The following is an 11637-nucleotide window of genomic DNA, read 5'->3' as shown; positions in this document are numbered from 1 at the left end:
GTAAGTTATGTCAATTCTTTAATTAAAAAGTAAATTTATAAAAAATTTTTTTTAATTTTTATTTTATTATAAAATTTTTTTTATTAATTAAGTTAATGTTTATGCGGATAATAATCAAATTTCTAAATACAAGTTAATAAAGTTCTTCTAATTGATTTTTATATTTTTCTGTAACTTTTTTTCTTTTTACTTTCATTGTTGGTGTCATTAAACCATTTTCTATAGAAAAATTTTCATCTATTAATTGAATTTTTTTTATTTTTTCTAATAAAGTTAACTTTTTATTTATTTTTTCAATTAAATTATTAATTTTTTCTTTTTCGTATAAAAAATCTTTATTAGGAACTATTAAAGCTACCAAATAATTTTTTTTATCACCATAAACCATACATTGATCTATTTCAGGTTCATTGATAATCATATTTTCAATTTTGGCTGGTGAAATATTATCACCACCAGCACTCACGATGATATCTTTTTTTCTATCAGTAATTTTTAAATAACCATCCTCGGGGTCTATTTCTCCAATGTCTCCTGTCTGAAGCCACCCATTAACAATCACTTTGTCAGTCTCTTCTTTTTTGTTCCAATATCCCAACATTACATTTTCACCTTTAACTAAAATTTCACCATCTTCAGCTATTTTAACTTGGTTACCTTTAAAAGGCGGACCAACAGTTTCTACTTTTATCTTGTGTATTGGGTTACAACTTACAACTGGAGATGTTTCAGTTAAACCATATCCCTGTAAAGTAGGTAGTCCAACAGAATTCAAAAATTCCCCTATTTCTTGATCCAGTGCACCTCCACCAGAAACAAAAGCTTTTAAATTTCCTCCAAACTGTTTTTTTATTTTTTTTCGAACTAATGTTTCAACTATCAAATTGAGTAATTTTTCAGAAAAATTCATTTTTTGATTTAATAATTTTTTCTTACCGAGCCGTAGAGTTTCTTCTATTAGTTTTGCTTTAAAACCAGTTTGTTTTTTTAAATTGATATTTATTTTGTTGTAAAGATTTTGATAAAATCTTGGAACAGCTGTCATAATTGTTGGTTTTGCTTCAGATATATTTTCTAAAAGTTTTTCTATTTTTTCTGCATAAAATACCTTTGCCCCTACAGCTATCTGGGCAAATTGCACACAATGTTCATAGGAATGGGATAAAGGAAGCCAAGTCAAAAATACAGGTCTAGAGCTAAACAATGGCTTCATAATTTCACATGCTCCTACAAGATTATTTAAAATTCCACCATGACTTAAGATTACTCCTTTAGGATTTCCTCCGGTTCCAGATGTATAAATTATACAAGCAGGAGAAGTTCTTTTTAATTTTTTATTTTGAATTTTATCTTCATCTAATAAATCATTTTTTAATATGAGATTAAAATCAAGATATTTATCTTTGTTAATTATATCTAAATCATGAATTACGTTATTAACTTCATCTAATGTTATGACTTTTTTAATAAATCTTTTTTGATTAATTGTATTATTTAATTTTTTTAACAGCTCATTGTTCGAGACTATAATTAAGCTAGGTTCACAATCTTCAATTAAATATTTATAATTATCCTCTGTATATGTGGTGTAAGCAGGTACGGCAATTCCACCTGATAACATTATTGCCATATCTGAAACAAACCATTCTGGTCTGTTTTCTGAAACTAAAAGACACCTGTCGCCTTCTTTTATATTTTCTCTAATAATTTTTGATAATTTTAAAATATTTTTTTGTGTTTCCTCCCATGTATATGATTTTTTATTATTTGGATTTAACCATTGTAAAAAAATGCTTTCTTTATTTTGCTTTTGTGCTTGATGAGAAAACAATTCTATTAAGTTGTTTAATTTATCTAAATTCACATTTTTATGGTGGGCGAAGAGAGAATCGAACTCTCACTTCTTGCGAAACACGATTTTGAGTCGTGCGCGTCTACCAGTTCCGCCATTCGCCCATTATATTTAATTAGTTATATTTAAATAGTATAAGAACTTAATTTATATTAAAACCAAAAAATGTTTCAAACACTTTACAAAAAATGTTTAAATCTAGCTGCGCATAAAAGTTCAAATTTCTATTTAGGTCTTGTATCATTTATTGAAAGTTCATTTTTTCCAATACCACCAGATGCAATGATCATTCCAATGGTAATTGCTAAAAAAAAAGAGTTTATAAAAATATTTTTAATAGCATCTATATTTTCAGTTTTAGGAGGTATTTTAGGATATTTAATTGGCTACCTGTTTTCTGATTTTGCAATGCATGTTATCGAATTTTATAATTATGAAGATAAAGTTAAAAATTTAAAACTAAATATGTCAGAAGGAAATGGCTTTATTGCTTGGTTAAGTATTCTTTTTTTAGCAGGCTTCACACCTTTGCCCTATAAAGCTTTCACTATAGCAAGTGGCTTAATCGCTTTTAATCTGCCAGTTTTTATCATTGTTAGTTTAATTTCAAGAAGCCTTAGATTTTTTATTGTTGCATTTTTATCCTATAAATTTGGAGAATTATTTACTGAATATATGAACAAACATGGATCAAAATGGTTTACTGCTATAGGAATTTTTATAGTTATAATATTCATATTTGTATATTTAGTTTTAAAATTTAATGGTTAAAAACAAAAAAAATTTATTATTAAAGCTTATTCTTTTAATCAGTATTATTGCATTAATATCTGCATTCTTTATAGAATATATTCTTGGCCACCAACCTTGTAATCTTTGTACATTAGAAAGAATTCCATATTTTTTAGCAATAATTGTAATTTTACTAAATTATAAATTTATTGAATTTGAAAAATTTTTTATACTTTTTTTAACAATTTTATTTCTGTTTGGCACTGTATTATCACTATATCACTTAGGTATTGAACAAGGTTTAATTCAAGAGTCGTTAGTTTGTGACCTAAAAAGTGGATCAAATTTATTTTCAAAAGAAGAAATTTTAAAACAATTACAAGAAAAAAGTGTTAGCTGCAAAGATGTAACATTTAAAATGTTTGGATTATCACTTACAAGCTACAATATTTTAATATCTATACTAATTACATTTAGTGCTGGAAAAATTTATTTTAATTATGACAAAAATTAATAAAAAAAAAGTTGAAGAATTTATAAGAGTTGACCATGCTGGAGAGCGAGGAGCTATCAAGATTTATGAAGGACAACTATTAGCTTTAAATACTTTTGTAAAAGATGAAAATCTTAAAAAAACTATTGAAGATATGAAAGAGCATGAAAAGGAGCATTGTGAATTTTTTGAAAATGAAATTAAAAAAAGAAATATTCAACCAACAAAATTTTTACCATTATGGGATTTACTTGGTGTTGGCCTAGGGTTTGGCTCTACATTATTGGGAAAAAAAGCTGCTATGTTATGTACCGCTTCTGTTGAAGAGGTTATAGACAAACATTATTTAAATCAAATTAATCAACTTGATGTTAGTGAAAAAGACTTAAAAAAGAAGATTACAAAATTTAGACAAGATGAAATAGATCATAAAGATATAGCTTACAATGAAGGTGCCACAAAAAAAGGTCCTTACTTTTTATTAGACAAAATTATTAAGACAGGTTCAAAAATTGCAATAAATATCTCTGAAAAAATCTAAGCTTCTAACTCAACATCCCAGTATAAATAATCCATCCAGCTTTTATGTAAATAATTAGGTGGAAAATTTTTACCATTTTTATGGAGATCTTCAGTTGAGGGACGATAAGGATATTGATTGAGCTTCATATCTGAGTTTTTTAATAATTTACCACCCTTTTTTACATTGCACGAAGAGCATGCCGTCACAACATTATCCCAATTAGTTTCACCGCCTTTTGATCTAGGCAACAAATGATCAAAAGTTAGTTCCTCACCACTTCCACAATATTGGCAAGAAAACTTGTCTCTCAAAAAAACATTGAATCTTGTAAAACTAGGCCTTGTTTGTGGAATTATATAATCTTTCAATGCGATAACACTTGGTAATTGCATATCAAACGAGGGACTTCTTATAACTCTGTTATAATTGCTTACAATTATCACTCTATCTAAAAAAACTGATTTTACTGTATCCTGCCATGACCATAAAGATAAAGGATAATAACTTAATGGTCTATAATCAGCATTAAGAACTAACGCGGGACACTTTTCTAATGAAACATTTTGTTCAATAAAATTATTCATTAAACATTTTTAACTTACTTAAACAATTTTATCAATAATAAGAAATGTTAATTTTTTTTTAAAATATAATTAAGAGCTGTACTTGAAGCTTGCATAGGAATATGATGATCACAATTTTTTATCAAAAGTGTTTTAACATCAACATTATTTCTAATTAAAAAATCTTTTGCTTCTAAAAGATATGTTGAGGGTACAACTTGATCTGCGTCACCATGAATCAATAAAGTATCAGTAGAATTTTTAATTCTTGTTTTTAAATTATTTTGATTAATTATTTTTCCAGAAAATCCCACAATACATAAAAATTTTTCTTCAGATGTTAATCCGACATTTAATGACATCATACAGCCTTGGCTAAAACCTGATAAACATATCTGATTATTTTTTAGGTTAAATTCTTGCTTGATCTCATTAATAAATAATTTAATTTTTTCCTCAGCCCTAATTGATTGTTCAAGTATATAATCAGTATCATCTTTGGTAAGATCAAACCATTGAAACCCTGATGGATTAATAGGGCAAGTCTCATGTCCATTAGGACAAATAAAAACTGTATTTGGCATATGCCTTTTCCAGTTTAAGGTTAACATACTTATATCTTTCCCATCACCCCCATACCCATGAAGCAAAATAATAGCATGCTTTATTTCTGTTCCTTCTTCAGGCTTAATTATTATTGAATCTAGGCAAAATGTCATAGTTAATTAATTATAGTTTTTATTTTTCTAAAACAATCTACAGTATTTACATGATTTCAGGAATATTTGTTAAAGTCCTTTCTATAGTTCTTTTGTTAGCAGTAGGAATTGTTTTAATTTTAGGAATTGGGACTCTTTTTAAAGGAGGAGAAACCAGCAAAAAATATTCCAATAAACTAATGCAACTAAGAGTTCTTCTACAATTTGTAGCAATAATAGTTTTAATAGGGTTTGCTTATTTTTTTAAAAACTAATTATAAGTTTTTAACCAATTTATAAATATTTGATCGTTAAAATCTATTGAGCCCATAATTCTTGCAAACTCTTTTCCATCTTTATCTATGAGAATTGAAGTTGGAACTCCACGCAAAGAAAATGTTTTTGCTAGAGTTATCGGTGCATCAAAATATGGGTCAAAGTTTTTAATATTCAAATCTTCAAAAAAACTATCAACTTTTTGTTTACTTTCTTGAGACATATTGATTGCAAAAATTTTTAAATTACTCAAATTTTGATTTACTTGAAGTCTGTCTAATGATGGCATCTCCTCTTTACATGGCGCACACCAGGTCGCCCAAAAATTTAATAAAAGTAAATTTCCATTAAATTCTTTGATATTAATTTTTTTATCATTTTTATCTAAAAAAATTACATTATCATAGATTTTTAGTTCTTTATGAATGACAATATTTTTTATTTCAGATACATCATTAGCAAAGACACTAGTTGTCAAAAAAATAAATAATATTAAAAATCTCATGTTAAATAGTTATAATTAAATATCATGGCAAAAAATAAAAACAACCAAGCAATCTGGAATACTCGTATAAAAAAAAAGGCATCATCTTTATTTCAAAAAGTTGGTAATTCAATTGATATAGATAAACGACTTTATAAAGAAGATATTCAAGGCTCTATTGCTCATGTAGAGATGTTGTTCAAACAAAAAATAATATCTTTTAAAATTAAAAATAAAATTATTTATGGTCTTACAAAGGTAGAAAAAGAAATTTCAAATAAAAAATTTGAGTTCAATAAAAAATATGAAGATATTCATATGAACATAGAAAAAAGACTTTTCCAAATAATTGGTGAAGAAGCAGGTTATGTTCACACAGCAAGATCTAGAAATGATCAGGTAATTACAGACTTTAAAATTTGGATAAAATCTTCAACTAAAGAAATAAATCTTAATTTAGATAAAGTAATTAAAAGTACATTAAAATTAGCAGAAAAAAATATAGATACTATTATGCCTGGTTTTACGCACCTTAAAAATGCACAAGCTATTTCTTTTGCTCATTATTTAATGGCTTATATTGAAATGTTTAGTAGAGACAAAAAAAGATTTGAAAATAATTTAGATAGTTTAGATGAAAATCCTTTGGGTGTAGCTGCACTTACTGGAACTTCTTTTAATATAGATAGAAATTATACTAGTAAAAAACTTGGATTTAAAAAACCAACAAACAATTCAATTGATACTGTCTCTGATAGAGATTTTGTTTTAGATTTTTTATATAGTGTCTCTGTTTGTTCAATGCATATATCAAGAATTGCAGAAGAACTTATTATCTGGAGTTCAGACGGTTTCAATCTAATCAATCTCTCAGACAAAATTGTTACAGGCTCATCAATAATGCCTCAAAAGAAAAACCCTGATTTATTGGAATATTTGAGAGGAAAATCTGGAAGTAGTTATGGAAATTTATTTTCAATGCTTACAATTTTGAAAGGGCTTCCATTATCTTACTTTAAAGACCTTCAGGACGACAAAGAAATTGTATTTAAATCTAATGATACTTTAATCAACTGTCTTAAAATTTTTGATGAAATATTAAAAAATTCTAGTCCTAATAAAAAAAAAATGATTGAGCTTGCAAACTATGGCTATATTACTGCAACAGATTTGGCTGACTATCTTGTCAAGAATCACTCGATGTCTTTTAGAAAAGCTTATCAAAAAACAGCCTCTGTTGTTAATTTAGCTGAAAAAAAGAAAAAGAAGCTCAATGAACTAAGTTTAGAAGAATTGAAAAAAATTGAACCAAAATTAACTAGCGACGTTTTAAAAGTGTTTGATTTAAAGAATTCTGTAAATTCCAAAAAATCTTATGGAGGAACAGCTTTTGATAATATCAAAAAAATGATAATGAAATATAAGAAACAAAAATGAATAAAAAAATTACCTTTATTTTTCTAGTTTGTTGTTTGCTAGCTTCTTGTGGAAAAAAAGGAGATCCTGAATACAAAGAGCCAGAGCAAAAAGTTGAAAAGATAATACTCCTTAAAAATAAGGCTTAATGAAATACATCAAAAAAAAACTAACAATTGATAAAGTAAAAATAGAGGATATTGCTAAAAAATTTGGTACCCCATCTTATTGTTACTCTTATTTTGAGTTAAAAAAAAATATCAATAATTTTAAAAAGAATTTTAAATCCTTTTCACCCTTAATTTGTTTTGCAATTAAATCTAATACAAATGTAAATTTAATTAATGAGATTCAAAAATTTGGCTTAGGGGCAGATGTTGTATCTGTGGGTGAACTTATGATGGCTCTTAAGGCTGGCATTGACCCAAAAAAAATTGTCTTTTCAGGTGTAGGCAAAACATCAAATGAAATAAGTTATGCAATTGATAAAAAAATATTATTAATAAATGCAGAATCTAAAAGTGAAATAAAAGAAATTGATAGAATAGCTAGAATAAAAAAGAAGAAAGTACAAATTGGTATCAGACTTAATCCCAATACAGACGCAAAAACCCTAAGTCAAATTTCAACTGGCAAAAAGGAAAATAAATTTGGTGTGAATGAAAAAATATTTTTAGAACTAGTAAACTATTGCAAAAACTCTCAAAATATTAGTTTAGAATGTTTAAGCGTTCATATTGGAAGCCAAATATTAGACCACAAACCCTATGAAAAAATGCTTAATGTATTAGATAAAATAATTATAAAATCTAAACATGAATTTAAATTTATTGACTTAGGTGGAGGGATGGGAATTTCCTATGAAGATAATAGTAAAAAACTTAATTACAATAAATACAATATTGCTATAAAAAAGTTTTTAAAAAAACATAACTCAAAAATAATTTTTGAGCCAGGAAGGTCTATAGTTGGAAATATTGGTTTTTTAATTTCTAAAGTTATTTACATTAAAGAAAACGATAAAAAAGATTTTATTATATTGGATGCAGCTATGAATGATTTGATGAGACCAGCCCTATATGGAGCTCATCACAAAACGTTACCTTCAATTAAAACAAATCAAATTTCAAAAAAAATATATGAATTTGTTGGTCCTATCTGTGAAAGCACAGACAAGTTTACATCATTGTACAAATTTCAAAAATTAAAAGAAAAAGACATTATTGTAATGTGTGATGTTGGTGCATATGGAATGTCACTAAGTTCAAATTATAATTTAAGACCTAAACCAACAGAGCTATTGATAAAAGGATCAAAAATTAAAGTTATTAAAAAAAGACAAAAGCACAAAGACTTGATGTAGCTTTTGATAACAATGATTAGAAACTTTATATTTTCAATTTTCTTTTTTACTGGAATAATAATTATTTCATTAATCTTTTTACCTGCATTTTTCCTTCCTCAAAAAATAGTGTTATTTGGTGGAAAACTAATGGGTTATTGGACTAGTTTTTGTTTAAAGTTTTTTTTATCCACTAAAATTATAATTAAGGGAAAAGAAAATATTTTAAATAATGAGAAGTTCTTTATTGCAGCATCACATCAATCCATGTTTGAAACTTTTTATCTTCAAACTATATTTAATTCACCGGTTTTTATTTTAAAGAAAGAACTACTTTTAATTCCAATTTTTGGGTGGTATTTAAAGAAAATTGGATCAATATCAATTAAAAGAAATAAAGTTACCAAAGATAACTTGGGGTTTTTTGAGGATATATCAAAAATAATTAAAGAATCTGATAGGCCTTTAATAATCTTTCCACAGGGCACAAGAGTTTTACCAAATGAAAGACCTCCTTTTAAAAAAGGCGCGTCAAGAATTTACGAAGAGTTAAAGATATGTTGTCAACCAGTTGCAATAAACTCTGGTTATGTTTGGCCCAAAAAAGGTCAAAAGAATATTAATCAAATAATAACTATTTCAATCTTGCAACCTATAATAGCTGGTCATTCTAAAAAAGAATTTATTAAAATTTTAGAAAATAATATTTATAAAGAACTTGATTTATTAAATTAGCCTTTCATCGGCATCACTACAAATATACTATCAAAATCTCCTGGATCTTTAATTAAGGCTGGAGAACCTGTGTCATTAAAAAATATCTCAACTTTTTGTCCATCTAATTGTGAAGCAACATCAATTAAGTATCTTGAATTAAAGCTTATTTCTAAATCGTGGTCAAATTTCACATTTAATGTCTCTTTACCATCACCACTATTAGTATTGTTAACTGAGAGATCTAATGTATCTTTTGATAAATTAAATTTAACCCCATCTTTTTTGTCTAAAGAAACGGAAGCAACTCTATCAACTGAATTTAAAAACAATTTTAAATCTATTTCTAATTTTTTTTGATTATTTTTTGGGATTACTTGAATATAATTAGGAAATTTACCATCAATAAGTTTTGATATTAAAATACTGTTATTTAATTCAAATTTAATTTTTGATTTGATATTAGATACTTTAACTTCTCCATCATAATTTTCTAATAAAGAGCATAATTGAAAAATAGTTTTTTTAGGCAATATGATTGGTTCAAAATCAATTTTTTGATCTAATCTTATTTTTGAAATAGACATTCGATGACTATCAGTGGCTACAGCTGTTAAATGATTTTTATCCTCGATCTCGGTCTGATGAAAATAAATTCCACTTAAATAATGTCTTGTTTCATCATTAGAAACTGAAAATTTACATTTATTTAATAATTTTAAAAGTTGCTTAGATTTAATTACAAATTCATTTTGATTAAAATTTTCATCTGTAAGTGGAAACTCTGTTGCACTAATACAATTTAAATTAAAAATAGATTTTTCAGACTCAACTTGTAATTTACTTATATCTGTCAAAGACAAATTTATTTTTTTGCCCGATGAAAATTTTCGAATAATATCATACATAATTGATGAAGTTGTGGTTGTTCTTCCTTCATCTATAACTTCAACATTATTTAGTTGGTGAATAAATATTAAGTCTAAATCTGTAGCTGTTATTGTTAATTTGGAATTACTTGCATCTAATAAGATATTAGACAGTATTGGAAGAGTGCTTCTTTTTTCAATTACACCTTGACAATAATTGAGTGCTTGCTGAAGATCTTGTTGATTTACGTTAAATTTCATTATCCTTATTATTATATAATATCTGATTTTTAAGTTTATTTATATTATCTACCATTTCGGGGTCTTTTTCTTTAATTTTCTCAATAGTTTTAACTGAGTGAATTATAGTTGTGTGATCTCTATTAGAAAACTCTCTTCCAATTTCAGGTAAAGATTTAGATGTTAGAATTTTGGTTAAATATATAGCAGTTTGTCTAGGTCTAACTAAATATCTGGATCTTCTTGAAGACAACATTTCATTTTTACTGATTTTGAAAAACTTACAAACTGTAGTTTGGATCAAATCTATTGTTACTTTGTTTTCAGCTAAATTTAATAAATCTTTTAAAACGACCTTAGTTTCAGCCAAATTTGGAACTTTATTGTAAATTCTAGAGAATGAAACCACCCTATTGATTGCCCCCACCAACTCTCTAACACTAGCTGTAATTTCAGCGCTTATAAAATCTTGTATTTCTTTTGATACATGTAGTTGGTCTACATATAGATTATTTAATTCTTCAGTTTTATTTTCAACAATTTTTTGTCTAAGCTCAAGATCAGGTTTTTGAATATCAACCACTAAACCGCCTGAAAATCTAGATTTAATTCTATCTTGAATTCTAGATAATTTATTGGGAGCCCTATCAGCTGATACAATTATTTGTGAACCTTTATCTAATAATGCATTAAATGTATGAAAAAATTCTTCCTGCATCGCTTCTTTCCCACTTATAAACTGAATGTCATCGATTAATAAAATATCTGTATTCCTAAAATATTCTTTAAATTTAACCATATCATTAGCTTTGATAGATTTTACAAATTGATACATAAAACGCTCAGCAGATATAAACATTACCTTGTTATTTTTTTTGAGCTCAATTCCAATTGAATTTAATAGATGAGTTTTACCCATTCCAACACCACCATAGATATAAAGTGGATTATAATGAGATATATTTTCTGAAACTTTTAGTGATGCTTCATAAGCAAGCTTGTTACTTGTACCTGTTATAAAATTATCAAATCTTTTATTTGGATCAATTCGGTTATATTGAAGATAAGAGTCTTTTATAAATGAAATATTTTCACTTCTATCAGGTATATTCTCAATGACTTTTGTATTTTCTAAATTTTGATTTGTGTTTTTATCATCAATCTTAAATTCAATTCTGATAATATCTTTTTTATATAAACGGATAATCTGTAAAATTTGATCCAAATATCTAGATGTAATCCAGTCTCTAATAAATCTTGTTGGTACAGACAATAACAAATAGTTGTTAAATTCATCTACAAAAGTAATTTTTTTAAGCCAACTTTCATAAATATCAAGGCCAAGTTTATTTTTCATTTCTGATTGAACTAAATGCCAATCAAAATTTTCTGATTTAAAACTGTTTAAATTGTTAATATTTGTAGATTTATTCAT

General features: G+C 26.3%; 14 protein-coding genes and 1 tRNA gene. 8 read left to right on the top strand and 7 right to left on the bottom strand.

The genetic code is table 11. The annotated features are described in order from the left end of the window. Nucleotides 1–133: 133 nt before the first annotated feature. Entirely contained in the window at nucleotides 134–1864 is a 1731-nt protein-coding gene (locus AC5SLZ_RS00075) for an AMP-dependent synthetase/ligase (protein ID WP_494615612.1), read from the bottom strand. Between the two features lie 7 nt (nucleotides 1865–1871). Then, a tRNA-Leu gene (locus AC5SLZ_RS00070) sits at nucleotides 1872–1956 on the bottom strand. A 61-nt stretch (nucleotides 1957–2017) separates the two neighbouring features. On the opposite strand from AC5SLZ_RS00070, the gene AC5SLZ_RS00065 reads away from it, so the two are divergent. From AC5SLZ_RS00065 to AC5SLZ_RS00055, 3 genes are read left to right on the top strand one after another with little or no spacing between them, the layout of a single operon-like run. Next, entirely contained in the window at nucleotides 2018–2623 is a 606-nt protein-coding gene (locus tag AC5SLZ_RS00065) for a YqaA family protein (RefSeq protein ID WP_028036169.1), read from the top strand. Beyond that, on the top strand, nucleotides 2616–3098 hold the full coding sequence (locus tag AC5SLZ_RS00060; RefSeq protein WP_494615610.1) for a disulfide bond formation protein B: 483 nt from the start codon (nucleotides 2616–2618) through the stop codon (nucleotides 3096–3098). The genes AC5SLZ_RS00065 and AC5SLZ_RS00060 overlap by 8 nt, the downstream gene beginning before the upstream one ends. After that, nucleotides 3085–3618, top strand: a complete 534-nt coding sequence (locus AC5SLZ_RS00055; protein WP_028036167.1) for a demethoxyubiquinone hydroxylase family protein — start codon at nucleotides 3085–3087, stop codon at nucleotides 3616–3618. Before AC5SLZ_RS00060 ends, AC5SLZ_RS00055 begins: the two co-directional genes overlap by 14 nt. On the opposite strand, the gene AC5SLZ_RS00050 is transcribed toward AC5SLZ_RS00055, so the two are convergent. Together AC5SLZ_RS00050 and AC5SLZ_RS00045 are read right to left on the bottom strand one after the other, a co-directional pair. Then, entirely contained in the window at nucleotides 3615–4184 is a 570-nt protein-coding gene (locus AC5SLZ_RS00050; RefSeq protein WP_028036166.1) for an HNH endonuclease, read from the bottom strand. The genes AC5SLZ_RS00055 and AC5SLZ_RS00050 overlap by 4 nt on opposite strands. 47 nt (nucleotides 4185–4231) lie before the next feature. Further along, nucleotides 4232–4882 carry a serine esterase gene (locus tag AC5SLZ_RS00045; protein WP_028036165.1) on the bottom strand — a complete coding sequence of 217 codons (651 nt, stop codon included), beginning with the start codon at nucleotides 4880–4882 and terminating at the stop codon, nucleotides 4232–4234. A gap of 50 nt (nucleotides 4883–4932) precedes the next feature. Between AC5SLZ_RS00045 and AC5SLZ_RS00040 the strand changes: the two genes are divergently transcribed. Continuing rightward, a complete protein-coding gene (locus tag AC5SLZ_RS00040; RefSeq protein ID WP_028036164.1) occupies nucleotides 4933–5136 on the top strand; it encodes a twin transmembrane helix small protein in 204 nt (67 codons plus the stop codon). Here AC5SLZ_RS00040 and AC5SLZ_RS00035 read toward each other — a convergent pair. Then, a complete protein-coding gene (locus AC5SLZ_RS00035; RefSeq protein WP_028036163.1) occupies nucleotides 5133–5642 on the bottom strand; it encodes a TlpA disulfide reductase family protein in 510 nt (169 codons plus the stop codon). The genes AC5SLZ_RS00040 and AC5SLZ_RS00035 overlap by 4 nt on opposite strands. A 24-nt stretch (nucleotides 5643–5666) precedes the next feature. On the opposite strand from AC5SLZ_RS00035, the gene argH reads away from it, so the two are divergent. From argH to AC5SLZ_RS00015, 4 genes are read left to right on the top strand one after another with little or no spacing between them, the layout of a single operon-like run. Beyond that, nucleotides 5667–7058 carry an argininosuccinate lyase gene (argH, locus tag AC5SLZ_RS00030; RefSeq protein ID WP_494615608.1) on the top strand — a complete coding sequence of 464 codons (1392 nt, stop codon included), beginning with the start codon at nucleotides 5667–5669 and terminating at the stop codon, nucleotides 7056–7058. Next, nucleotides 7055–7186: a hypothetical protein gene (locus AC5SLZ_RS00025; protein ID WP_494615606.1), complete on the top strand. Its 132-nt coding sequence runs from the start codon at nucleotides 7055–7057 to the stop codon at nucleotides 7184–7186. The genes argH and AC5SLZ_RS00025 overlap by 4 nt, the downstream gene beginning before the upstream one ends. After that, nucleotides 7186–8400, top strand: coding sequence for a diaminopimelate decarboxylase (lysA, locus tag AC5SLZ_RS00020; protein ID WP_494615605.1), 1215 nt, complete (start codon nucleotides 7186–7188; stop codon nucleotides 8398–8400). Before AC5SLZ_RS00025 ends, lysA begins: the two co-directional genes overlap by 1 nt. 12 nt (nucleotides 8401–8412) lie before the next feature. Then, the gene (locus tag AC5SLZ_RS00015) at nucleotides 8413–9114 is read left to right on the top strand and encodes a lysophospholipid acyltransferase family protein (protein ID WP_494615604.1); all 702 of its coding nucleotides are present in this window, start codon (nucleotides 8413–8415) and stop codon (nucleotides 9112–9114) included. Here AC5SLZ_RS00015 and dnaN read toward each other — a convergent pair. Together dnaN and dnaA are read right to left on the bottom strand one after the other, a co-directional pair. Then, on the bottom strand, nucleotides 9111–10223 hold the full coding sequence (gene dnaN / locus AC5SLZ_RS00010) for a DNA polymerase III subunit beta (protein ID WP_028036159.1): 1113 nt from the start codon (nucleotides 10221–10223) through the stop codon (nucleotides 9111–9113). The genes AC5SLZ_RS00015 and dnaN overlap by 4 nt on opposite strands. After that, nucleotides 10213–11637, bottom strand: coding sequence for a chromosomal replication initiator protein DnaA (gene dnaA, locus AC5SLZ_RS00005; protein ID WP_034412101.1), 1425 nt, complete (start codon nucleotides 11635–11637; stop codon nucleotides 10213–10215). Before dnaA ends, dnaN begins: the two co-directional genes overlap by 11 nt.

This window comes from Candidatus Pelagibacter sp. PS_06, assembly GCF_059418045.1.
The sequence above is the reverse complement of the archived record's forward strand: the minus strand, read 5'-3'. Positions and strand labels throughout refer to the sequence as shown.